General features: G+C 71.4%; 22 protein-coding genes. 18 read left to right on the top strand and 4 right to left on the bottom strand.

Annotation, left to right across the window (positions count from 1 at the left end):
• Window positions 1–18: 18 nt before the first annotated feature.
• Window positions 19–642: a TetR family transcriptional regulator gene (locus tag ACY34M_RS35560; RefSeq protein ID WP_462722552.1), complete on the bottom strand. Its 624-nt coding sequence runs from the start codon at window positions 640–642 to the stop codon at window positions 19–21.
• A 101-nt stretch (window positions 643–743) separates the two neighbouring features.
• Between ACY34M_RS35560 and ACY34M_RS35555 the strand changes: the two genes are divergently transcribed.
• The 3 genes from ACY34M_RS35555 (at window position 744) to ACY34M_RS35545 (ending at window position 2,486) form a co-directional block, all read left to right on the top strand.
• Window positions 744–905 (top strand): hypothetical protein, encoded by a 162-nt coding sequence (locus ACY34M_RS35555; RefSeq protein ID WP_462722553.1) that lies wholly within the window; start codon window positions 744–746, stop codon window positions 903–905.
• A gap of 35 nt (window positions 906–940) precedes the next feature.
• Complete coding sequence (locus tag ACY34M_RS35550) at window positions 941–1,252, top strand: hypothetical protein (RefSeq protein WP_462722554.1); 312 nt, start codon at window positions 941–943, stop codon at window positions 1,250–1,252.
• A 64-nt stretch (window positions 1,253–1,316) separates the two neighbouring features.
• Window positions 1,317–2,486 (top strand): cysteine desulfurase family protein, encoded by a 1,170-nt coding sequence (locus tag ACY34M_RS35545; RefSeq protein ID WP_462722555.1) that lies wholly within the window; start codon window positions 1,317–1,319, stop codon window positions 2,484–2,486.
• A 47-nt stretch (window positions 2,487–2,533) separates the two neighbouring features.
• Here ACY34M_RS35545 and ACY34M_RS35540 read toward each other — a convergent pair whose 3' ends face one another.
• Window positions 2,534–3,268, bottom strand: a complete 735-nt coding sequence (locus ACY34M_RS35540) for an N-acetylmuramoyl-L-alanine amidase (RefSeq protein WP_462722556.1) — start codon at window positions 3,266–3,268, stop codon at window positions 2,534–2,536.
• Between the two features lie 44 nt (window positions 3,269–3,312).
• Here ACY34M_RS35540 and mnmA point away from each other — a divergent pair, with 44 nt between their 5' ends.
• Complete coding sequence (gene mnmA, locus ACY34M_RS35535; RefSeq protein ID WP_462722557.1) at window positions 3,313–4,449, top strand: tRNA 2-thiouridine(34) synthase MnmA; 1,137 nt, start codon at window positions 3,313–3,315, stop codon at window positions 4,447–4,449.
• Here mnmA and ACY34M_RS35530 read toward each other — a convergent pair.
• Together ACY34M_RS35530 and ACY34M_RS35525 are read right to left on the bottom strand one after the other, a co-directional pair.
• Window positions 4,446–4,904: a hypothetical protein gene (locus tag ACY34M_RS35530; protein ID WP_462722558.1), complete on the bottom strand. Its 459-nt coding sequence runs from the start codon at window positions 4,902–4,904 to the stop codon at window positions 4,446–4,448. The genes mnmA and ACY34M_RS35530 overlap by 4 nt on opposite strands.
• Before the next feature lie 58 nt (window positions 4,905–4,962).
• Window positions 4,963–5,292: a DUF427 domain-containing protein gene (locus tag ACY34M_RS35525; protein WP_462722559.1), complete on the bottom strand. Its 330-nt coding sequence runs from the start codon at window positions 5,290–5,292 to the stop codon at window positions 4,963–4,965.
• Between the two features lie 84 nt (window positions 5,293–5,376).
• Between ACY34M_RS35525 and ACY34M_RS35520 the strand changes: the two genes are divergently transcribed.
• The 14 genes from ACY34M_RS35520 (at window position 5,377) to ACY34M_RS35455 (ending at window position 22,138) form a co-directional block, all read left to right on the top strand.
• Window positions 5,377–5,922 (top strand): LOG family protein, encoded by a 546-nt coding sequence (locus ACY34M_RS35520; RefSeq protein ID WP_462722560.1) that lies wholly within the window; start codon window positions 5,377–5,379, stop codon window positions 5,920–5,922.
• A gap of 16 nt (window positions 5,923–5,938) precedes the next feature.
• Complete coding sequence (locus ACY34M_RS35515) at window positions 5,939–6,628, top strand: SDR family oxidoreductase (protein ID WP_462722561.1); 690 nt, start codon at window positions 5,939–5,941, stop codon at window positions 6,626–6,628.
• A gap of 42 nt (window positions 6,629–6,670) precedes the next feature.
• On the top strand, window positions 6,671–7,690 hold the full coding sequence (locus ACY34M_RS35510; protein WP_462722562.1) for a methionine synthase: 1,020 nt from the start codon (window positions 6,671–6,673) through the stop codon (window positions 7,688–7,690).
• Between the two features lie 32 nt (window positions 7,691–7,722).
• A complete protein-coding gene (ligA, locus tag ACY34M_RS35505; RefSeq protein WP_462722563.1) occupies window positions 7,723–9,924 on the top strand; it encodes an NAD-dependent DNA ligase LigA in 2,202 nt (733 codons plus the stop codon).
• An 867-nt stretch (window positions 9,925–10,791) separates the two neighbouring features.
• Entirely contained in the window at window positions 10,792–12,993 is a 2,202-nt protein-coding gene (locus tag ACY34M_RS35500; RefSeq protein ID WP_462722617.1) for a putative bifunctional diguanylate cyclase/phosphodiesterase, read from the top strand.
• A gap of 175 nt (window positions 12,994–13,168) precedes the next feature.
• Window positions 13,169–13,465 (top strand): Asp-tRNA(Asn)/Glu-tRNA(Gln) amidotransferase subunit GatC, encoded by a 297-nt coding sequence (gatC, locus tag ACY34M_RS35495; RefSeq protein ID WP_462722564.1) that lies wholly within the window; start codon window positions 13,169–13,171, stop codon window positions 13,463–13,465.
• Window positions 13,466–13,471: 6 nt separating this feature from the next.
• Window positions 13,472–14,965 carry an Asp-tRNA(Asn)/Glu-tRNA(Gln) amidotransferase subunit GatA gene (gene gatA, locus ACY34M_RS35490; RefSeq protein ID WP_462722565.1) on the top strand — a complete coding sequence of 498 codons (1,494 nt, stop codon included), beginning with the start codon at window positions 13,472–13,474 and terminating at the stop codon, window positions 14,963–14,965.
• A gap of 5 nt (window positions 14,966–14,970) precedes the next feature.
• Window positions 14,971–15,204: a hypothetical protein gene (locus ACY34M_RS35485; RefSeq protein WP_356389257.1), complete on the top strand. Its 234-nt coding sequence runs from the start codon at window positions 14,971–14,973 to the stop codon at window positions 15,202–15,204.
• 19 nt (window positions 15,205–15,223) lie between these two features.
• The gene (gene gatB / locus ACY34M_RS35480) at window positions 15,224–16,744 is read left to right on the top strand and encodes an Asp-tRNA(Asn)/Glu-tRNA(Gln) amidotransferase subunit GatB (protein WP_462722566.1); all 1,521 of its coding nucleotides are present in this window, start codon (window positions 15,224–15,226) and stop codon (window positions 16,742–16,744) included.
• 154 nt (window positions 16,745–16,898) lie between these two features.
• Window positions 16,899–18,134 carry an arsenic transporter gene (locus ACY34M_RS35475; RefSeq protein WP_462722567.1) on the top strand — a complete coding sequence of 412 codons (1,236 nt, stop codon included), beginning with the start codon at window positions 16,899–16,901 and terminating at the stop codon, window positions 18,132–18,134.
• Window positions 18,135–18,274: 140 nt separating this feature from the next.
• Entirely contained in the window at window positions 18,275–20,542 is a 2,268-nt protein-coding gene (locus tag ACY34M_RS35470) for an MMPL family transporter (RefSeq protein WP_462722568.1), read from the top strand.
• On the top strand, window positions 20,520–21,089 hold the full coding sequence (locus ACY34M_RS35465) for a GNAT family N-acetyltransferase (RefSeq protein ID WP_462722569.1): 570 nt from the start codon (window positions 20,520–20,522) through the stop codon (window positions 21,087–21,089). The genes ACY34M_RS35470 and ACY34M_RS35465 overlap by 23 nt, the downstream gene beginning before the upstream one ends.
• Before the next feature lie 35 nt (window positions 21,090–21,124).
• Complete coding sequence (locus ACY34M_RS35460; protein WP_462722570.1) at window positions 21,125–21,748, top strand: hypothetical protein; 624 nt, start codon at window positions 21,125–21,127, stop codon at window positions 21,746–21,748.
• A gap of 189 nt (window positions 21,749–21,937) precedes the next feature.
• On the top strand, window positions 21,938–22,138 hold the full coding sequence (locus ACY34M_RS35455; protein WP_462722571.1) for a hypothetical protein: 201 nt from the start codon (window positions 21,938–21,940) through the stop codon (window positions 22,136–22,138).
• Window positions 22,139–22,165 lie beyond the last annotated feature (27 nt).

Genomic DNA, 22,165 nt, shown 5'->3' with positions numbered 1-22,165 from the left:
GACCGTAACGCTAGTTGGTCATGACGCATCCGGCCAGTGCTTTCGGCCGATGCTCACCAGGCGCAGCTGTCGCTCGGCCCGGTCCGCCACCCGCTCGAACTCCTCGGTGGGTGTCGTGAGCAGCACCGATGCCGTCACGAGCATGTGATCGACGTACAGATTCGCCAGCATCATCAGGTCTTCTTGGCTCCAGCCCGCCGCCTCGGGGTCGTGCCGGAGCGCCTCCATCACCTCGTCGGCGAACTGCCCGAGCTGCTCGCCGATCGCCTCCCGCACCCGCTGCACGCCGCCGTGCCGCTCGCGCGCAATGAAGCGGACGTGTGCGGGGTACGCGTGCACATGACGGGCGATCAGCTCGATGGTGCGTGTGATGCGCTCGTCGCTGTCCCAGGTGGCCGTCAGGGCGTCGCGTATCACCGCGTGCAGACTGCCGAGCGCCTCCTCGACCAGGGCGACTCCCAGGTCGGCCGTGCTGTCGAAGTGCCGGTAGAACGCGGTCGGGGTCACACCGACGGCGCGCGTGACCTCGCGCAGACCCAGGCTGCTGAGGCTCTGGTCCTCCAGCAGCTCCAACGCCGCGTCCAGGAGCGCCTGTCGGGTCTTCTGTTTCCGCGCCTGACGGACGCCGCACGTGTGACTCATGTCATCCAGTTAACAACTGTTCTCTGTAATGGGGAAGCCGCGTCGCGAGCTAGACTCAGTAGTCAGTGAACAGTTGTAACCCAACTTTCCGAGAGGCACTCATGCTGTTCCTCGTAGCGGCCCTTCTTCTGCTGGGCTTCGCGCTCGGCACCGTGGCCCACGCCCCGCTGCCCATCACGCTCGTCGCGGCCGCCGTCATCGGTGCCTGGCTGGCCGTCTTCGCCGTTCGCGAGCGCCACGCGCGCCGCCGGCACCAGCACTGAACCGTCAGCAGTTCACGCACTCAGGGGGTATCACCGTGCAACTCACCGCAGAACCGCGCACCGCGGAACCTCGCACCGAGGAGCCGCAGACGAAGGCCCGCCCCACCGGACGGCGAGACGCCGACGGCATGGCCGTCGCCTCGTTCGTCCTCGGCCTGGTCGGGCTGCTCGTCATGAACGTCTTCCTCGGCCCCGTCGCGATCGTCCTCGCGTCCGTCGCCCTGTGGCGCGGCACCGAGCGGCGCGGCCGTGCCTTCCTCGGCCTCGGTCTCGGCGTCGCCGACCTCGTCGTCCTCGCCACTCTGATCGCCGCCGACGGCACGATGTCCTGGAGCATCACGGGCTGACTTGCGGCGCATTGCGGGCTGACCGTCGGGCCCGCGCGGCCGGGCTCGTAGAATCGAGCCCACCATGGCATACCTCGACCACGCCGCGACCACTCCGATGCTTCCGGAGGCGGTCGAGGTGATGACCGCCCAGCTCGCCGCCACCGGCAACGCCTCGTCCCTGCACGCCGCGGGGCGCCGCGCCCGCCGCACCGTCGAGGAGTCCCGCGAGGCCCTCGCCGAGTCGCTCGGCGCCCGCCCCAGTGAGGTCGTCTTCACCTCCGGCGGCACCGAGGCAGACAACCTCGCCGTCAAGGGCCTGTACTGGGCGCGCCGCGCCGCCGACCCGGCCCGCACCCGGGTCCTGTCCAGCCCCGTCGAGCACCACGCCGTGCTCGACGCCGTGCACTGGCTCGCCGAGCACGAGGGCGCGGTCGTGGAGTACCTGCCGGTCGACTCCCACGGCCGGGTGCACGCCGAGGCGCTGCGGGAGGCGATCGCGCGGAACCCCGACGACGTCGCGCTCGCCACGGTCATGTGGGCCAACAACGAGATCGGCACGGTCCAGCCGGTACGTGAACTCGCCGATGTGGCCGGGGAGTTCGGCATCCCGCTGCACGCCGACGCGGTGCAGGCCTACGGCCAGATCCCGGTCGACTTCGCCGCCTCCGGGCTCGCCGCGATGACCGTCTCCGGCCACAAGATCGGCGGCCCCTACGGCATCGGCGCCCTCCTCCTCGGCCGCGAGTACACCCCGGTGCCCGTGCTGCACGGCGGCGGGCAGGAGCGGCACGTCCGCTCCGGCACGCTCGACGTCCCCGCGATCGCGGCCTTCGCCACGGCAGGGCGGACCGCGACCGCACAGCGCGAGTGGTTCGCCCGCGAGATCGGCGCGCTGCGCGACGCCCTGGTCGGCGCGGTCCGGGCCGCGGTCCCCGAGGCGATCCTCGGCGGCGACCCGGCGCCCGGTGGCCGACTGCCCGCCAACGCCCACTTCACCTTCCCCGGCTGCGAGGGCGACTCGCTCCTCCTTCTCCTGGACGCGCAGGGCATCGAGTGCTCCACTGGCTCGGCCTGCACCGCGGGCGTGGCCCAGCCCAGCCATGTCCTGCTCGCCACGGGCACGGATCCGGACCTGGCCCGCGGCACGCTCCGCTTCTCCCTCGGCCACACGACGACCAAGGCGGACATCGAGGCCGTGGCGGCGGCGATCGGTCCCGTGGTGGAGCGGGCGCGGTCGGCGGGGCTCAGCTAGTCGCTCCCGGCCCCTTCAGCCCCTCCAGTCGCCTCGAAGGCCTTTGCTCAGGCCTTCGTGGCGCCGTCCCGCTTGTACGCCGCCTTCACCAGGCGTATGTACCGGTCCCAGTCCCAGTGCGGGCCTGGATCGGTGTGGTCGGTGCCCGGCACCTCGACGTGCCCGATGATGTGCTCGCGGTCGACCGGCATGTCGTAGCGCCTGCATATCCGGGCGGTGAGCCGCGCCGACGCCTCGTACATCGCGTCCGTGAAGTCCTCCGGCCGGTCCACGAAGCCCTCGTGCTCGATGCCGACACTGCGCTCGTTGTAGTCCCGGTTCCCCGCGTGGAACGCGACGTCCAGCTCCCGGATCATCTGCGCGATGTGCCCGTCCTGCCGGACCACATAGTGCGCCGCCGCCCCGTGCCACGGGTCCTTGAAGACCTTCAACGTGCCCTGGTAGCTGCCCTGCGTGACGTGGATGATCACCCGGTCGATCGAGTAGTCGGAGGGCCGGTCCGCCCGCCGCCAGTTCGCCGCCGCCGCGGCCACCCACTCCGCGCCCTTGAAGTCCACCTCGCCGGCCTTGCGCGGCTTGTCGACCCCCGGCACGTGCCACCACATGCGGGCGAGATCGCCGCGCGCGAGCAGCCCGACGCCCACGGCCGCCGCGGCCCCGCCGACGATCAGCGTCCGCCGGCTGACGGGACGGTCTCCGTCGCCGCCCTTCGCCTTCCCGGCTCCCTGCTTCCCCACGTGAGGCCCCCGTCCGGTACTCCCCGTACGAGATCCACAACGCATCTCCGAGGAATTCGGTTCCCCGGGGCCCGTACTCTGTTAGGGCTATGACTTCCCAGACCTCGATGCTTCCCGCCGACCGCCCCCTCCGCGTCCTCGCCGCCATGTCGGGCGGCGTCGACTCCGCCGTCGCGGCCGCCCGCGCCGCGGAAGCGGGCCACGACGTGACAGGCGTCCACCTCGCCCTGTCCGCGAACCCCCAATCGTTCCGCACGGGCGCCCGCGGCTGTTGCACCATCGAGGACTCCCGCGACGCGCGCCGCGCCGCCGATGTGATCGGCATCCCGTTCTACGTCTGGGACCTCGCCGACCGCTTCCGCGAGGACGTGGTGGAGGACTTCGTCGCGGAGTACGAGGCCGGCCGCACGCCGAACCCCTGCCTGCGCTGCAACGAGAAGATCAAGTTCGCCGCGCTGCTCGACAAGGCACTCGCCCTCGGCTTCGACGCGGTCTGCACGGGCCACTACGCGCAGGTGATCGTCAACGAGAACGGCGACCGCGAGCTGCACCGCGCCGCCGACATGGCCAAGGACCAGAGCTACGTCCTGGGCGTCCTGGACGACCGGCAGCTCGCCCACGCGATGTTCCCGCTCGGCGACACGGAGACGACCAAGGACGAGATCCGCGCGGAGGCGGAGCGCCGCGACCTCGCGGTCGCCAAGAAGCCCGACTCGCACGACATCTGCTTCATCGCCGACGGTGACACCCAAGGCTTCCTCGCGGGCCGCCTCGGCAAGGCGGAGGGCGACATCGTCGACGAGTCCGGCGCGAAGCTGGGCACCCACGAGGGCGCCTACGGCTACACCATCGGCCAGCGCAAGGGCCTGCGCATCGGCACCCCCGCGCCCGACGGCAAGCCGCGCTACGTCCTGGACATCTCCCCGGTGGACAACACCGTGACGGTGGGCCCTGCGGCCGCCCTCGACGTCCTGGGCCTCACCGCCGTCAAGCCCCGCTGGTGCGGCGCCGCCCCGACGGGGCCCGGCACGTACACGGCCCAACTGCGCGCGCACGGCGGCGAGACCGAGGTGACGGCGGAGCTGGTCGACGACGAGCTGCGGGTCCGCTTCACGGAGGCCGTCCGCGGCGTCGCCCCCGGCCAGGCGATCGTGCTGTACGACGGCACGCGCGTGGTGGGCTCGGCGACCATCGCGACCACGGAGCGGGCCGCGGCGCTCGCCTAGGACAGGCCCTGGGCGCGCCCCTGCAGGTAGTACTGCAGCACGGCGCCCAACTGACCGCACCACTCGGAGGCCTGTGCCTTCTTCCGGGCCTGCACCTGGCAGGTGTACACGGCGCCGTCCGACATCGCCGCAGTGATGAACACCCCGGACGGCATCGGCTGGAAGTTCGCCGTGCGGACGTGCGACCAGGGCAGGTCGATGGCTTGCGGCCCCTGCTCGAAGTGCAGACCGTCCGCGTCCACCACGACGCCGTTGTGCTTGTCGGCGGCCACGAACTCCGGTCCGGCGGGTCCCGCCGGGGGATCGGGCGGGGGCGGCGCGGGCGCGAACTGCGGCGGATGGGCGGGCGGCGGCGGGGCCACCGGCGGGTGCGACGGGGGTGCCTGAGCGAACGGCGGCGGAGGAGCGCCGAACCCTCCCGTCGGAACGTCCTGCTGCCCGTCCTCGTGAGTCATGTCGGCCTCACCCTCCGCCTTGCGCCGTGTACCTCCTCATTCGACCACGCGCGCGTGGTTACGCGGCGTCGACCTGCGTCTCGTAGAAGCACAGGTGGTCCTTGATGGCCGCCACCTCGGCCTTCGGCTCCGGGTACGCCCACACAAGGTCCGGCGCGTCGGGCAGCGACCAGTAGGAGGCGTCGCCCTTGAAGGGGCAGTGCGTAGTTGTGTTCGAGGGCGTAAGCAGCTCGGTGCGTACGTCCTCCGGCGGGAGGTAGTACCGCACCGGACAGCCGGTCTCCTTCAGGACCAGAGGGCGTGAGCTCTCGGCGAGCACCTGCCCTTCGTGGACGACCCGCACGCGCTGCGAGCCCTGCTCGACGGTGATCGTGTGTCCTTGAGTCATAGCTGTGTCAGCGCATCCGGCGGGCGGGTTCTTCCCGGTGACGGCCGCGGATCGCCGTCAGTGGCGGCCCGTACGGTAGGGGGCATGAACATCTGCGTCTTCCTCTCCGCCGCCGACCTCGACGAGCGCTACACCCGCCCCGCCCGCCAATTCGCCGAACTGCTCGGCAAGGGCGGCCACACGCTCGTGTGGGGCGGCTCCGAGAGCGGTCTCATGAAGGTCGTCGCCGACGGCGTGGCGGAGTCCGGCGGGCGGCTCACCGGTGTCTCCGTGGACTTCCTCGCCGCCAAGGCGCGCGCCGTCTCCGCGCCCGACGAGATGGTGATCGCCAAGGACCTCGCCGAGCGCAAGGCGCTGCTCCTGGAGAAGGCCGACGCGGTCGTGATCATGGTGGGTGGCACCGGCACGCTCGACGAGGCCACCGAGATCCTGGAGCTGAAGAAGCACGGCAAGACCGACAAGCCGATCGTGCTGCTGAACTCCGAGGGCTTCTACGACGGCCTGAAGGAGCAGTTCCGGCGCATGGAGGACGAGGGCTTCCTGCCCATTCCCCTCACTGACCTCGTGTTCTTCGCCGAGGAGCCGGTCGGCGCCCTGGCCTACCTGGAGGAGTCGCAGGGCGTCGAGTAGTGCGAGCATGGCGGGCATGGCTACACATGTGATCACCGGCGCCGGTTCCGGAATCGGCGCCGCCGTCGCCCGCCGTCTGCACGAGCGCGGCGACGAAATCTACCTCCACGCGCGCGACGCGGGCCGCGCCAAGGAGCTCACCGCCGAGTTCCCCGGCGCCAAGTCGCTCGTCGGCGACCTCGCGGACCCGGACAAGCTGTCCTGGGCCTTCTCGCACCAGACGCTGCCCGACCGGATCGACTCGCTGCTGCACATCGCCGGCGTCGTCGACCTCGGCAAGGTCGGGGAGCTGACCCCGAAGTCGTGGCGCAACCAGCTCAACGTCAACCTCATCGCCCCGGCCGAGCTGACCCGCCACTTCCTGCCCCAACTCCGCGTCGCCCAGGGCCACGTGGTCTTCGTGAACTCCGGCTCCGGACTCAACGCCCACGCGGGCTGGTCCGCGTACGGCGCCTCCAAGCACGGCCTGAAGGGCCTCGCGGACGCGCTGCGCGAGGAGGAGCACGGCAACGGCGTGCGCGTCACGTCCGTCTACCCGGGCCGCACCGCGAGCGCCATGCAGGCCAAGGTGCACCAGCAGGAGGGCAAGGAGTACGACCCGGAGCGCTGGATCGACCCCGAGTCCATCGCCACGACGATCCTCATGGCGATCGACCTCCCGCGCGACGCCGAGGTCAACGACCTGACGGTGCGCCCCGGCCGCTGACGCGCCGCCCGCCCGACGGCCGGCGTTACGTACCCTTCCCTGGTGAGTGAAAAGAGCGACTTCAGGTGGGGGCCGGCCACGGGCGTCGGCTCGATGCCCGGTGGTGATGCCCGCGAGGCCGCCAAGACCGTGACCGGCAGCTTCGAGGGCCCCGAGCAGGGGATGCCGTTCCTCCCCGAGCTGCCCGCGCGCGGCCCCGGCGCCGACATGATCGGCCGCACGGCCGGGCTGCTGGTCGACCTCTACGCGCGCGTGGAGCCCAGCGGCTGGCGGATCGGCGACCGGCCCGGCCGGGACACCAAGCGCGCCAGGTCCTGGCTCGGCGAGGACCTCGACGCCCTCGAGGAGTTCACGCAGGGGTACGAGGGCCCGCTCAAGGTGCAGGCCGTCGGTCCGTGGACCCTCGCCGCCGCACTGGAGCTGCGGAACGGGGAGGCCGCGCTCTCCGACCTCGGCGCGTGCCGCGACCTCGCCGCCTCCCTCGCCGAGGGCCTGCGCGCGCACCTCGCCGACGTGCGCCGCCGGGTGCCGGGCGCCCGGCTGACGCTCCAGCTCGACGAGCCCTCGCTCATCGCCGTGCTGCGCGGGCAGATCAAGACCGCCAGCGAGTACCGCACGCACCGCGCCGTCGACCGCCAGATCGTCGAGAGCGCGCTGCGGGACGTCATGGACGTGCTCGACGACGGCCCGCGACTCGTCCACTCGTGCGCCCCCGACGTGCCGTTCGCCCTCCTGCGCCGGGCCGGCGCGGACGCGGTCTCCTTCGACTTCTCGCTGCTCACCGAGCGTGACGACGAAGTGCTGGGGGAGTCGGTCGAGGCCGGACTGCGACTCGTCGCCGGTGTCGTGCCGGGCGTGGACGGCCCATTGTCAGACCCTGCCGGTAGCGTCATGGGTGTCAGGACGCTGTGGCGCAGGCTGGGGCTGAATCCGGGTTCGCTCGCGGACTCGGTGGTGCTCACGCCGTCGTGCGGACTCGCGGGTGCGTCGCCCGCGTACGCCCGCGCGGCACTAGCCCACTGCGTCCGGGCGGCGAGATCACTCGCGGACAACCCTGAGTGACCGTGGACGAAGGCATACGGGAGGACGAGACGGTGGCTGACGCACTGCAGAGCGAGGGTTCCGTGCCCGCGAAGGCGCGGGAAGAGCACGCCCAGCTGGCCGAGCAGATCGAGGAGCACCGCTTCCGGTACTACGTGAACGACGCTCCGGTCGTCTCCGACGCCGAGTTCGACAAGCTGCTGCGCTCCCTGGAGGCGCTGGAGGAGACCCACCCCGAGCTGCGCACGCCCGACTCGCCGACCCAGAAGGTCGCGGGGCAGTACGAGACGGTGTTCACGTCCGTGGAGCACCGCGAGCGCATGCTCTCGCTGGACAACGCCTTCGACGACGAAGAGCTGGCGGCCTGGGCCGACCGCGTCGCCAAGGACGTCGGCGCGCCCGGCTACCACTTCCTGTGCGAGCTGAAGATCGACGGCCTCGCGGTCAACCTGACCTATGAGGACGGGCGGCTGACGCGCGCGGCCACCCGAGGGGACGGCCGGGTCGGCGAGGACATCACGCCCAACGTCCGCACGATCACCGAGATCCCGAACCGCCTCAAGGGCGACAACATCCCGCCGCTCGTCGAGATCCGCGGCGAGGTGTACTTCCCGATGGAGAAGTTCGAGGAGCTGAACGCGCGGCTCGTCGAGGCCGGCGACAAGCCCTTCGCCAACCCCCGCAACGCGGCGGCGGGTTCGCTGCGCCAGAAGGACCCGCGCGTCACCGCGACGCGCCCGCTGCACATGGTGGTGCACGGCATCGGCGCCCGCGAGGGCTTCGACATCGACCGCCTCTCGCAGGCCTACGACCTGCTGCGCGAGTGGGGCCTGCCGACCACCAAGTACAGCAAGGTGGTCGAAGACCTCGAAGGCGTACGGAAGTTCATCGCGTACTACGGGGAGAACCGTCACTCCGTGGACCACGAGATCGACGGCGCCGTCATCAAGCTCGACGAGATCCCGCTCCAGGGCCGCCTCGGCTCCACGGCGCGTGCCCCGCGCTGGGCCATCGCCTGGAAGTTCCCGCCCGAAGAGGTCAACACCAAGCTGGTCAACATCCGGGTGGGTGTGGGCCGCACCGGCCGCGTCACTCCGTACGCGCAGGTGGAGCCTGTCACCGTGGCGGGCTCCGAGGTCGAGTTCGCGACGCTGCACAACCAGGAGATCGTCAAGAAGAAGGGCGTGTTCATCGGGGACACCGTCGTCATCCGCAAGGCCGGAGACGTCATCCCCGAGATCCTCGGCCCCGTCGCCGACCTGCGGGACGGCAGCGAGTACGAGTTCGTGATGCCCGCCGAGTGCCCCGAGTGCGGCACCCCGCTGCGGGCCATGAAGGAGGGCGACATCGACCTCCGGTGTCCCAACGCCCGCACCTGCCCGGCCCAGTTGCGCGAGCGCCTCTTCTACCTGGGCGGCCGCCAGTGCCTGGACATCGAGAACTTCGGGTACGTGGCCGCCGCCGCGCTCACCGGACCGCTGGAGCCCGAGCAGCCGCCGCTCACGGACGAGGGCGACCTGTTCGACCTCACGATGGACCAGCTCCTGCCCATCAAGGCGTACGTCCTCGACCAGGACAGCGGACTGCCCAAGCGCGATCCGAAGACGGGCGAGGAGAAGGTCGCGGACATCTTCGCCACCAAGGCGGGCGAGCCGCGCAAGAACGCCGTGTCGATGCTGGAGCACATCGAGGCGGCCAAGAGCCGCCCGCTGGCCCGGATCATCAACGGCCTGTCGATCCGTCACGTCGGTCCGGTCGCCGCGGAGGCGCTCGCCCGCGAGTTCCGCTCCATCGACCGCATCGACCAGGCCACCGAGGAGGAGCTCGCCGCCACCGACGGCGTCGGCGGGATCATCGCCGCCTCCGTGAAGCAGTGGTTCGCCGAGGACTGGCATCGGGAGATTCTGCGGAAGTGGCGTGACGCCGGTGTGAGAATGGAAGAAGAGGGGGCAGGAGAGGATGAAGGCCCCCGACCCCTCGAAGGACTCACCGTGGTGGTCACCGGGACGCTGCAGAACTACACGCGGGATGGCGCAAAAGAGGCCCTGCAGAGCAGGGGCGCGAAGGTCACGGGTTCCGTTTCGAAGAAGACGTCCTTCGTGGTCGTGGGGGACAACCCCGGTTCCAAGTACGACAAGGCCATGCAGGTCAAGGTTCCGGTTCTGGACGAGGACGGGTTCGCGGTCCTCCTGGAGCAGGGCCCTGAGGCCGCCGTCGACGTGGCGCTTCCCGCGGAGCAGGAGACCGCCGAGTAGCAGTAGGAGGTCACTCGAACGGCGCATACCAGACGCTCGCGGAACGCCGGGGTCATTCGGGCAACCGTGCCCGGGCGCGTCCGTCTGGTGCCCGTGGAAGCCTTCTGCGGCCTACTGTTGAGGTGTGCGCCTGCCGAGTCCTGCTGCGGGTGGGGCGAATCCTCGCTCACCGGAAGCGTGGAGAGCGGGCAGCGGACGTGGGCACCGCCGGCAGTGAGAGGGACGGGAATGGAACCGACCGAGAGCGCCGCCCCGGACTCACGCCTGCGCCCACGCCGAGGTGCGCGGCGCGATCCGGCGAGTCGTCCCGACCGAGGCGACGGGGGCGAAGGCAGCGACAGCGGTCACGGGGAGAACGAGCGCGGTGGTGTGGTGAACTGGCGCAAATGGTGGCGCGGAAGCGGACTCGGCGCCGGCCGGACGGTCGAGGCGTCCCGTCCTGACGGTCCGGGGGCCGAAGCGGAACCGACGAAGCACGGTGCGGACAACGGCGGTTCGGCCCATGCCCGCGCCGAGTCCCACCCCGGGGAGCGCGCCCCGGCCCGCCCACGAGGCGCCGACGAGCGTCCCACGCGCGGACTGCCGGCCCGCACTCCGAAGACCGACGGCGGGCCCGGCGACCGGATATCCGGCGTCCGCGCGCAGGGTGACCACCCGTCGGGCGGCCGGGCACCGGGCGACCGTGAGGCCGGCGAGCACGGCCCCAACTCCCGCCCCACCGGCGAGGAAACGCCCACCGCCCACGCGCCCGTCGTGCGCCCGTCCGACACTCGTTCTCCCAACTCCCGCCCCACCGGCGACGGAGTGGTCGACGTCCGCCCGAGCGGCGGACGGCCGCTCGGTGAGCGCCTGCGCGACGGTCTGACCGTGGGCGGCCGCTCCGGCGGAGGCCCCTACCGGACCGGTGCCGCGGGCAGGAGCCCCGCCCCGCTTCCCGGAACCGCCCCCGCCGGCGGCCGGGTCGGAGTGGCGACCCCCGCACGCAATCAGCTCGCCGCGCAGGGGGAGACGTCCCGGGCCGCGCTCGTGCCGCTGCTGCCCGGCGTGGTCGTGGCGCTCGCCGCCGTGGTGCTCGGCGCCGGGTTCTACCGTGCGGTCGGGCAGGGGCACGCGCTCTTCCCGTCCGGCGCGGTCGGCTGGTGCCTCGCGATCCTGACAGGGATCATCGTCGGCCACCTCGTCGCGCTCGGCCGCGACCGCTGGTGGGGCGGCACCGGATCCGGCGCGGCCCTCACCCTCGCCGTGCTGCTCCTGTACGGCTGGGTGCCCGCGGGCATGGTCAGCCTCACCGTCGTCGTCCTCGTCGGCATCGCCCGCAGACACTGCGGGCGCCAGGGACTGCTGCACGGCGCGATCGACATCCTCGGCATCGGGGCGGGCGCCCTCGTCCTCGCCGCGTTCGGCCGCGTGCCGTCCGTCGAGGCGCCGTGGAAGCCGGAGGGCTGGGGCCTGTCCACCCTGCCCGAGGTCGTCCTCGCGGCGCTCGCCTATCTGCTGATCACGCGCGCCCTCCTCTGGTACGTGCACGCGCCGCCGCACTCCGGGCTGCCCACCGTCGCCCGTACCGCCCTCGTCCGGCAGGGCCTCGTCGCGGTCGCGCTGCTCGGGATCGCGCCGCTGGTCTGCGTCGTCGCGATCGCCCTGCCGGTGCTGCTGCCGCTGTTCGCGATCCCGCTGATCGCGCTCGACTCCACGCTGTGGATCGCGCGGGCCCGCGCCGAGGAGCAGTTGCGCGACCCGCTGACGGGACTGCCGAACCGGCAGTGGCTCCTGGAGCGGACCTGGTCCGCGCTCGACGACGCGGAGCGGATCGGGGTGCGCAGCGCGCTGATGCTGATCGACCTCGATCGCTTCCGGTCGGTGAACGACACGCTCGGCCACCTCGCAGGCGACCGGCTCCTGCTGCAGATCGCAGACCGGCTGAGAGCGGCTCTGCCGCGCGGTGCGGAGGTCGCGCGGCTCGGCGGCGACGAGTTCGCGGTGCTGCTGCCCGTCGCCGACTCCACGACGTCCGCGACACGCGTGGCCCGCAACCTCGTGGCGACCCTGGGCTCCCCGCTCGATCTGGACGGGCTGACGCTCGTACTGGAGGCGAGCGCGGGACTCGCCGTCTTCCCCGACCACGCGCTGGACGCCGAGGGCCTGCTGCGCCGGGCCGACGTGGCGATGTACCAGGCCAAGCGGGACCGCACCGGCGTGGAGGTCTATGAGTCGAAGCGGGACTCCAACACGCCCGACCGGCTCGGCCTCCTCGGCGACCTGCGGCGCGCGCTCGACGCGGGCGAGGTCGAGCTGCACTACCAGCCGAAGGTCCGGTTCGACGGGCACGTGGCGGGTCTTGAGGCGCTCGTGCGGTGGGTGCACCCGGAGCGCGGGAAGGTGCCGCCGGACGAGTTCATCGCCATCGCCGAGTCGTCCGGGCTCATGCCGCATCTGACCGAGTACGTCCTGGAGACCGCGCTCGGACAGGTCGCCCGCTGGCGTGCGCAGGGGCTGCACGTGCCGGTCGCGGTCAACGTGTCGCCGCGTGATGTGCACACGCCCGGTTTCGCGGGGGCGGTCGCCGCGCGCCTCGCCCGGCACGGCGTCCCGGCGGGTTCGCTGCAACTGGAGATCACGGAGCATGTGCTCCTGGAGGATCCGCAGCGCGCCGCCGACACCCTGGCGGGGCTCACCGGCCACGGCGTGAAGATGTCGCTCGACGACTTCGGCACCGGGTACTCGTCGCTGGTCCACCTGCGGCGGCTCCCGGTCAGCGAGCTGAAGATCGACCGCTCGTTCGTGGCCCGGCTCGCCGTGGACACCGAGGACGCGGAGATCGTCCGCTGCACCGTCGACCTCGCGCACTCGCTCGGCCTGCTGGTCGTCGCCGAGGGCGTCGAGGACGACGAGACGTGGGAGCGGCTGCGCGACCTGGGCTGCGACGCGGTGCAGGGCTGGCTCGTCGCCGCCGCGATGCCGCCGGACGAGACGACCGCGTGGCTCCGCGCCCGGGGCGACCGCGGCTGGCAGCGGTTGCCTGCGGCGCTTCCGGCCGCCCAGGGAGACGAGCACGGGCCCCTCGCCTGACGCCGGGCCTGCCCCGTGGCTGAGGTTGCGCAGTTCCCCGCGCCCCTGAAAGGGGCGCGGGGAACCGCGTACGCCGAGCCCGTCTCACGCGCCCCCGGAAACCCGTTCCGTGGCATGCCTCCGCGCCCCATAGGATTGGGACCAAACCGAGAACACGCACCCCGTGAGGATCCGCATGCCTGGCATCACGCGCGAGGAGGTCGCCCACCTCGCCCGGCTGGCGCGTCTGGAGCTGAAGCCCGAAGAGCTCGACCACTTCGCAGGCCAGCTCGACGACATCATCGGCGCGGTCGCCCGCGTCAGTGACGTCGCCGACCAAGACGTACCGCCGACTTCGCACCCGCTGCCGCTGACGAACGTCATGCGCAAGGACGAGGTCCGTCCGTCGCTCACCCCCGAGCAGGCGCTCTCCGGCGCCCCGGCCCAGGAGCAGCAGCGTTTCAAGGTGCCGCAGATCCTGGGGGAGGACTAAGAAGTCATGACGGACATCATCAAGCTCACCGCCGCCGAGATCGCGGCGAAGATCGCTTCCGGCGAGCTGACCGCCGTCGAGGTCACCGAGGCCCACCTGGCCCGCATCAGCGCCGTCGACGAGAAGGTGAACGCCTTCCTGCACGTCGACCGCGAGGGCGCCCTCGCGCAGGCCCGCGCCGTCGACGCCAAGCGCGCCAAGGGCGAGAAGCTCGGCCCGCTGGCCGGCGTCCCGCTCGCGCTGAAGGACATCTTCACCACCGAGGGGATCCCGACCACGGTCGGCTCGAAGATCCTCGAAGGCTGGATCCCGCCGTACGACGCGACGCTGGTCAAGAAGCTGAAGGCCGCCGACGTCGTCATCCTCGGCAAGACCAACATGGACGAGTTCGCCATGGGGTCGTCGACGGAGAACAGCGCGTACGGCCCGACCGGCAACCCGTGGGACCTCACCCGCATCCCGGGCGGCTCCGGCGGCGGTTCCTCCGCCTCCCTCGCCGCGTACGAGGCCCCGCTCGCCATCGGCACGGACACCGGCGGCTCGATCCGCCAGCCCGCCGCCGTCACCGGCACGGTCGGCGTCAAGCCGACGTACGGCGGCGTCTCGCGGTACGGCATGGTCGCGTTCTCGTCCTCCCTCGACCAGGGCGGCCCCTGCGCCCGTACGGTCCTGGACGCGGCGCTCCTGCACGAGGCCATCGCAGGACACGACCCGCTCGACTCCACGTCCATCGACGCCCCGGTCCCCGCGGTCGTCGAGGCCGCGAAGAACGGCAGCGTGCAGGGCATGCGCGTCGGCGTCGTCAAGCAGTTCCGCGGCGAGGGCTACCAGGCCGGTGTCGTGCAGCGCTTCGACGAGTCGGTCGAGCTGCTGAAGTCGCTGGGCGCCGAGGTCGTCGAGCTGGACTGCCCGTCGTTCGACCTGGCCCTGTCCGCGTACTACCTGATCGCGCCGTCCGAGTGCTCCTCGAACCTCGCCCGGTTCGACGCCATGCGCTACGGCCTGCGCGTCGGTGACGACGGCTCGCACTCCGCCGAGGACGTCACCGCGCTGACCCGTGAAGCCGGCTTCGGCGACGAGGTCAAGCGCCGCATCATCCTGGGCACGTACGCGCTGAGCTCCGGCTACTACGACGCGTACTACGGCAGCGCCCAGAAGGTGCGCACGCTGATCACCCAGGAGTTCGAGGCCGCGTTCGAGCAGGTCGACGTCATCGTGTCGCCGACGACGCCGACCACCGCCTTCCCGATCGGCGAGCGCGCCGACGACCCGATGGCGATGTATCTCGCGGACCTCTGCACGATTCCGACCAACCTGGCTGGGAACTCGGCCATGTCGCTGCCCTGCGGTCTGGCCCCCGAGGACGGACTGCCGGTCGGCCTGCAGATCATCGCCCCCGCCATGAAGGACGACCGCCTGTACAAGGTGGGTTCGGCCGTCGAGGCCGCTTTCGTGGAAAAGTGGGGACACCCGCTGCTTGAGGAGGCTCCGTCGCTGTGAGTGCCATGGCAAAGAAGGCCAAGAACTTCAAGAAGTCCAAGACCGGCGTCTACGTATCGCTGGCCAGTACCGCTTTCGGCGCGATCAGCGTCGCGAAGCAGGCGAAGATGGCCCGCAACGACAACGACACCCTGCGGCTGATCGACGCCGCCGTGTCCGCCGCTGCCATCGTCACCGGTATGGCGATCCTCTACCGGGAGCTCAAGCGCCTGGGCGACGACGACGTCCTGCTGGGCTGAGAGGGAAGTTTCAGAAATCGTGACTGCCACGACCACGTCCGAGCTGATGGGGTACGAGGACGCGCTCGCGTCGTACGACCCGGTCATGGGCCTTGAGGTCCACGTCGAGCTCGGCACGAAGACGAAGATGTTCTGCGGCTGCTCCACCGAGCTGAAGCAGGACGCCAACAGCCAGACCTGCCCCACCTGCCTCGGTCTGCCCGGCGCGCTGCCGGTCGTGAACGAGATCGGCGTCGAGTCGGCCATCAAGATCGGCCTCGCGCTCAACTGCTCGATCGCCGAGTGGTGCCGCTTCGCCCGGAAGAACTACTTCTATCCGGACATGCCGAAGAACTTCCAGACCTCCCAGTACGACGAGCCGATCGCCTTCGACGGCTACCTCGACGTACAGCTGGAGGACGGCGAGGTCTTCCGCGTGGAGATCGAGCGCGCCCACATGGAGGAGGACACCGGCAAGTCGACGCACGTCGGCGGTGCCACGGGTCGTATCCAGGGCGCTTCGCACTCGCTGCTCGACTACAACCGCGCGGGCATCCCGCTCATCGAGATCGTCACCAAGCCCATCGAGGGTGCGGGCGAGCGGGCCCCCGAGGTCGCGAAGGCGTACGTCGCCGAGCTGCGCGAGGTCATCAAGGCGCTGGACGTGTCCGAGGCCCGGATGGACAAGGGCCAGATGCGCTGCGACGTGAACCTGTCCCTGCGTCCCCACGGGACGAAGGAGTTCGGCACGCGCTCCGAGACGAAGAACGTGAACTCGCTGCGTTCCGTCGAGCGCGCCGCCCGCTTCGAGATCCAGCGCCACGCCGCGGTGCTGTCCTCCGGCGGATCGATCGTGCAGGAGACCCGTCACTTCCACGAGGAGGACGGCTCCACCACGTCGGGCCGCATCAAGGACAACGCCGAGGACTACCGGTACTTCCCGGAGCCCGACCTGGTGCCCGTCGCCCCGTCCCGCGAGTGGGTCGAGGCGCTGCGTGCCGAGCTCCCGGAGATGCCGCTCGCGCAGCGCAACCGGCTGATCGAGGAGTGGGGCATCAGCTCCCACGACATGCAGTCGATCCGCAACGCCGGTGCCATCGGCCCGATCGTCGCGACGATCAACGCCGGCTCCGACTCGACGTCCGCCCGCAAGTGGTGGATGGGCGAGCTGGCCCGCTCCGCGAACGACCAGGGCGTCGAGCTCGGCGCGCTGCCGATCACGCCGGAGCAGGTGGCCCGCGTGTCCGAGCTGGTCGCCGCCGGTGACCTCAACGACAAGCTGGCCCGCCAGGTCATCGACGGCGTCCTCAAGGGCGAGGGCACGCCGGACGAGGTCGTCGAGAAGCGCGGCCTGAAGGTCGTCTCGGACGAGGGCGCGCTGACCGCCGCCGTCGACGAGGCCATCGCGGGCAACGCGGCGATCGCCGACAAGATCCGTGGCGGCAAGACCGCTGCCGCGGGGGCGCTCGTGGGCGCCGTCATGAAGGCGACCCGGGGGCAGGCCGACGCGGCGCGCGTCAAGGAACTGATCCTGGAGAAGCTGGGCGTCTCCGACGGCTGACCGGACTGGGGCGGCGGTGCACCGGGCAACCGGTACGCCGCCGCCTTTCCGTGTCCACGTCGCGGGGCTCTGCCCCGGACCCCGCTGCTCAATCGCCGCAGGGGCTTGAATTGGGGATCTGCCCCGTACCCAGCTCCCTCATCGCCGCAGGGGCTTGATCGTGCTCATCTCCGTTGGCCTTCTCGCCGTAACACTCGTCTTCGCCGTCCTACGCCCCCGTAGATGGCCGGAGGCGGTTGTCGCTGTGCCCGCGGCGGGGATCGCCGTCCTCACCGGCGCCGTGTCGCCCGACCACGCCTGGTCGGAGACCCAGGAGCTGCTGCCGGTCGTCGGGTTCCTCGCCGGGATTCTGCTCCTGGCCCAGCTCTGCGCCGACGAAGGTCTGTTCAAGGCGGCCGGTGACCTGGTCGCCCGCGCCTGCCACGGCAGCCCCAAGCGCATGCTCGGCGGCGTCTTCGCGGTGGCCGCCGGGATCACCGCCGTACTGAGCCTCGACGCCACCGTCGTCCTGCTCACCCCGGTCGTCTTCGCGACGGCGGCCCGGATCGGCGCACGCCCGCGCCCGCACGTCTACGCGAGCGCCCACCTCGCCAACTCGGCCTCCCTGCTGCTGCCCGTGTCGAACCTGACGAACCTGCTGGCCTTCGCCGCGAGCGGGCTCACGTTCACGCACTTCGCCGGGCTCATGGCGCTCCCGTGGCTGGTGGCGATCGGCATCGAGTACGCGGTGTTCCGCCGCTACTTCGCCCGGGATCTGGCCGCGCCCGCGCACGATCCGGACCCCGAAGAGCCGCCCGGCGTCCCGCTGTTCACGCTCACGGTGCTCGCCCTCACGCTCGCCGGATTCGTGGTCACGTCCTTCGCGGGGATCGAGCCGCTGTGGGCGGCCTTCGCGGGGGCGGCCGTGCTCGGCGCCAGGGCACTCGCCCGCCGCCACACCACCCCGGTGCAGCTGCTCAAGGCGGCCAACCTGCCGTTCTGCGTCTTCGTCCTGGCGCTCGGCATCGTGGTCAGGGCCGTGGTCGACAACGGCCTCGGGGACGCCGTCGCCCGCTTCCTGCCGGACGGTTCGTCCCTGCTCACGCTGCTCGCGATCGCCGGGGTCGCGGCGCTCCTCGCCAACGTCATCAACAACCTGCCGGCGATCCTCGCCCTGCTCCCGGTCGTCGCCCCGATGGGGGCGGGCCCGGTGCTCGCCGCCCTGATCGGCGTCAACGTCGGTCCCAACCTCACGTACGTCGGCTCTCTCGCGACCCTCCTGTGGCGCCGCATCGTGCACGACCACGGCACGGAGCCGGAACTGGGCGACTTCACCCGCCTCGGCCTGCTCACCGTCCCCGCGACCCTCGCGGCGTCGACGGTGGCGTTGTGGGCCGCGCTCTCCTTGTGAGTAAGGACACGAAAGCGACAAACGATCACTTCCGGCTGTAAGAGTGTCTCGTCATTGCTCATGTGTTCTTTGCGGGCTGTTCACGCACGAAGCGGATGTTCCCGGTCAAAGATCCACGAAATGACTCAGGGAGTACGTCCGTGGCCGCACTTGCCCGCTGGTGTGTCAGGCACCGGCTCGTGGTCGTACTTCTGTGGGTGATCGCCCTCGGAGGCACGAGCGCGGCCGCCGCCGTCGCCGGCTCCTCGTACTCGAACGACTACGAGGCGCCCGGTACGGAGTCGGGCCACGCGACACAGCTCCTGAACGAGAACTTCTCCGGGCTCGGCGGCGACAGCGACACCGTCGTCTGGCACATCGAGGACTCCACCGTGCGCGCCGCCGACGTCGAGAAGGCGATGAGCAACACGCTCGGCGAGATCGCCGACCTCCCCGGCGTCGCGTCCGTCGCCTCGCCGTACGAGGCCGGGGGCACCGGCCAGATCAGCGCCGACGGGCACACCGCGTACGCCACGGTCACCTTCCACGAGCAGGCCGACGACATCCCCAAGGGGCAGGCGCAGGCCGTCGTCGACACCGCGCAGGCCGCCGAGGACGACGGGCCCGACGGGCTCCAGGTGGAGCTGGGCGGCAGCGCCGTCGCGCTCACCGAGTCCACGTCGGCCCACACGTCCGAGATCATCGGCGTCGTCGTCGCGGCCGTCGTGCTCTTCCTCGCCTTCGGCTCGCTCGCCGCGGCCGCGCTCCCGATCGCCACCGCCCTGGTGAGCGTCGGCACCGCGTACGCGGGGATCGTCCTGCTCGGGCACGCCATGACCGTCGCGGACTTCGCGCCGATGCTCGGCATGCTCGTCGGGCTCGGGGTGGGCATCGACTACGCGCTGTTCATCGTGACCCGGCACCGCAGAGGGCTGAAGCGGGGGCTTCCGGTGGCCGAGGCCGCCGAGCGGGCCGTCGCCACCACCGGGCGGGCCGTCGTGTTCGCCGGGGCCACCGTGTGCATCGCCCTGCTCGGCATGCTGATGCTGGGCCTCAGCTTCCTCAACGGCGTCGCCATCGCCGCCTCCGTGACCGTGCTGCTCACCGTCGCCGCGTCCGTGACGCTGCTGCCGGGCCTGCTCTCGTACATCGGGCCGCGCGCGCTGTCGCGGCGCGAGCGGCGGCGGCTCGCCGAGCACGGTCCGCAGCCCGTGCTGCCGACCGGGCTCGCCGCCCGCTGGGCCGCCTTCGTGGAGCGCCGTCCGAAGCTGCTCGGCGCGCTGGCCGTCGCCGTGATCGCGGTGCTCTCGCTGCCCACCTTCTTCCTCCACCTGGGCACGTCGGACCAGGGCAACAATCCGGCGAGCAGCACCACCCGGCAGGCGTACGACCTGCTCGGCGACGGTTTCGGGCCCGGTGTGAACGGGCCGCTGACCCTCGTCACCAAGGTCGACGGCGCCAAGGACAAGGCCGCGCTCGCGGAGCTGACGAGCGAACTGCGGACCACCGACGGAGTCGCCTCCGTCTCGCGTGTTACGTATAACTCCGACGACAGTGCGGCCCACCTCACCCTCGTACCGAAGTCCTCGCCGCAGTCCGAGCGGACCAGTGAACTCGTCGACCGGCTGCGCGCCGACGTCGTGCCGGCCGCCGAACAGGGCAGCGCGCTCGATGTGCAGGTCGGCGGCGTCACCGCGAGCTACGACGACTTCGCGGAGGTCATCGTCGGCAAGCTGCCCCTGTTCGTGGGGGTCGTGATCGGGCTCGGCTGCCTCCTGCTGCTGTTCGCCTTCCGGTCCATCGGGATCCCGCTCAAGGCCGCCGCGATGAACGTGGCCGCCGTCGGCGCCGCCTTCGGGGTCGTCGTCGCGATCTTCCAGTGGGGCTGGGGGAGCGAACTCCTCGGCCTGGGGGCGTCCGGACCGATCGAACCCTTCCTTCCCGTGATCATGGTGTCGGTCCTCTTCGGGCTCTCCATGGACTACCAGGTGTTCCTCGTGAGCCGGATGTACGAGGAGTGGCTGGAGACCGGCGACAACCGGCGGGCCGTCCGGGTCGGGCTCGCCGAGACCAGCCGCGTGATCAACTCGGCCGCCGTGATCATGATTTCGGTGTTCCTTGCGTTCGTGCTCAGCGGGGACCGGGTGATCGCCATGTTCGGCATCGCGCTCGCCGTGGCCGTCGCCGTCGACGCGTTCATCCTCCGTACGCTCCTCGTGCCCGCCCTGATGCACATGCTCGGCGGTGCCAACTGGTGGCTGCCCAAGTGGCTCGACCGGCGCCTGCCGCGCCTGAGCATCGAGCCCCCCGAGTGCCGCGCCGCCGCGGGTGCGAGGATCCCGGTGCAGCGCACGCCCACCGGCGGCGCGCTGGGCGACCTGCTCACGAAGGAGACCGAGGACCCCGATGTACGCGATCCCGCTGGGTGACGACAGTGCCGAGCTGAGGCCCCTGGAGACCTGGCACGCCGAGGAGTTCCTGGCCCACATGGACCGGGGGCGCGAGTTCATCGGCCGGTTCATCCCGTTCGGCTCCACGGCGACCGACCTCGACTCCACCAGGGACCTGCTCCGGCAGTTCGCCGACGCCCGGGCCGCGGACACGCGCGCGTACCACGGCATCTGGCTCGACGGGACGCTCGTCGGCGGCGTACTGGCACTGAACCTCAACGCGGCGAACGGCAACTGCGAGGTCGGCTGCTGGCTGGAGCCGGCCGCCGCCGGGCGCGGCCTCGTCACGCGCGCGATGCGGCACCTCGTCGACTGGGCCGTCGAGGAGCGCGGAATCCACCGGGTGGAGTGGGTCGCCGCCGCCGGGAACATCCCCAGCATCAACGTGGCCCGGCGCCTCGGATTCACAAAAGAGGGAGTGCACCGGGAAAGTTTTCCCTGGGCCGGCACCCGCCATGACATGGAGGTTTGGGCCGTGCTCGCGCCCGAGTGGCGTAGCGCACGAAGCGGGCACAGGAAACGTTAAGACACCTCTCAGACTCCGTCCGTACGGTGCGCAGCATGACTACGAAGACTGAAGCGCAGAGCGACGCCGAGACGCGGGAGGAGGGCACGGAGGCCCAGGACGCGAAGGCGACCGAGACGGCCGCGGCGACCGAGGAGAGCAAGGAGGCCGCGGCCACCGAGGCGACCGGGAAGGCCACCGACGACGCGCAGGACGACGAGGCCGCCGAAGCCGCCGCCGAGGCCGAGCTCGCGGCCCTCGCCAAGGCCGAGGCCGACAAGCCGACCGGTGTCGGCCAGGGCGCCGGTGCGATCGTCTCCGTGGCCATCGGCATCGTCGGCCTCAGCGGCGGCTGGCTCGGCACCATCGCCTCGGCCCGCCAGCAGCTCATCGGCCAGCTCAACACCGCGCAGAGCGCGGGCATCGCCAAGCAGATCACCGCGATGTACGGCAACGCCTGGCACTCCGCCGCCCTCGTCGGCGGCCTCTTCTCGCTCGTCGCCCTGGTGGTCGCGGCGGGCGTCCTGGCCAGGCCCGCGTTCGGCGCGCCGGGCAAGCCGCAGGCGCCGTGGATCAAGTCGACCGCGTGGGCGGGGCTCGTCATCGGCGTCATCGGGCTGCTGCTCGCCGTCGCCAAGTACACCGACCTCATCCTCGGCATGCCCAGCACCAGCAGCTGAAGGCGGCACCTACGCACGGGCGGCCCGGCCGCCTAAGGCACCCCGTGGGCCGCGCCTAAGGAGGCGCGGCCCACGAACATGCGGCACTCTCCCGATGTGCCGCACCCCCCTGGGAGACGAGAGTCGAGGCATCGCGGAAACGGCGACCGCCTCCGCGAAAGCCACAGCGATCGTCACCAGGGGGACGACATGTTCGAGTACGAACTCCACCGGATCCGCTCCGCCGAACTCATCGAGGAAGCCGAACGGTTCCGCCTCGCACGCTCCGCCCGCAAGGAGGCCAAGGCCCACCGTGCGGAGCGCCGGGGCCACCAAGAAAACAGCCAGGACGCCGAGAGGCCGGTGAGTACCGGTCCGAACCGCCGGCGCCGCGCCCCGCGCACGGCGTGAACGCGCCCGCCCCGGCCGGCCGCGCGG

Source organism: Streptomyces sp. EDA2-14 (assembly GCF_054963755.1).
The sequence above is the reverse complement of the archived record's forward strand: the minus strand, read 5'-3'. Positions and strand labels throughout refer to the sequence as shown.

Coding starts and splice junctions, on each gene's coding strand:
- ACY34M_RS35560 (WP_462722552.1), bottom strand. CDS start 642: ATGAGTCACACGTGCGGCGTCCGTCAGGCGCGGAAACAGAAGACCCGA.
- ACY34M_RS35555 (WP_462722553.1), top strand. CDS start 744: ATGCTGTTCCTCGTAGCGGCCCTTCTTCTGCTGGGCTTCGCGCTCGGC.
- ACY34M_RS35545 (WP_462722555.1), top strand. CDS start 1,317: ATGGCATACCTCGACCACGCCGCGACCACTCCGATGCTTCCGGAGGCG.
- ACY34M_RS35540 (WP_462722556.1), bottom strand. CDS start 3,268: ATGCGTTGTGGATCTCGTACGGGGAGTACCGGACGGGGGCCTCACGTG.
- mnmA (WP_462722557.1), top strand. CDS start 3,313: ATGACTTCCCAGACCTCGATGCTTCCCGCCGACCGCCCCCTCCGCGTC.
- ACY34M_RS35530 (WP_462722558.1), bottom strand. CDS start 4,904: ATGACTCACGAGGACGGGCAGCAGGACGTTCCGACGGGAGGGTTCGGC.
- ACY34M_RS35525 (WP_462722559.1), bottom strand. CDS start 5,292: ATGACTCAAGGACACACGATCACCGTCGAGCAGGGCTCGCAGCGCGTG.
- ACY34M_RS35520 (WP_462722560.1), top strand. CDS start 5,377: ATGAACATCTGCGTCTTCCTCTCCGCCGCCGACCTCGACGAGCGCTAC.
- ACY34M_RS35515 (WP_462722561.1), top strand. CDS start 5,939: ATGGCTACACATGTGATCACCGGCGCCGGTTCCGGAATCGGCGCCGCC.
- gatC (WP_462722564.1), top strand. CDS start 13,169: ATGCCTGGCATCACGCGCGAGGAGGTCGCCCACCTCGCCCGGCTGGCG.
- gatA (WP_462722565.1), top strand. CDS start 13,472: ATGACGGACATCATCAAGCTCACCGCCGCCGAGATCGCGGCGAAGATC.
- ACY34M_RS35485 (WP_356389257.1), top strand. CDS start 14,971: ATGGCAAAGAAGGCCAAGAACTTCAAGAAGTCCAAGACCGGCGTCTAC.
- ACY34M_RS35465 (WP_462722569.1), top strand. CDS start 20,520: ATGTACGCGATCCCGCTGGGTGACGACAGTGCCGAGCTGAGGCCCCTG.
- ACY34M_RS35460 (WP_462722570.1), top strand. CDS start 21,125: ATGACTACGAAGACTGAAGCGCAGAGCGACGCCGAGACGCGGGAGGAG.
- ACY34M_RS35455 (WP_462722571.1), top strand. CDS start 21,938: ATGTTCGAGTACGAACTCCACCGGATCCGCTCCGCCGAACTCATCGAG.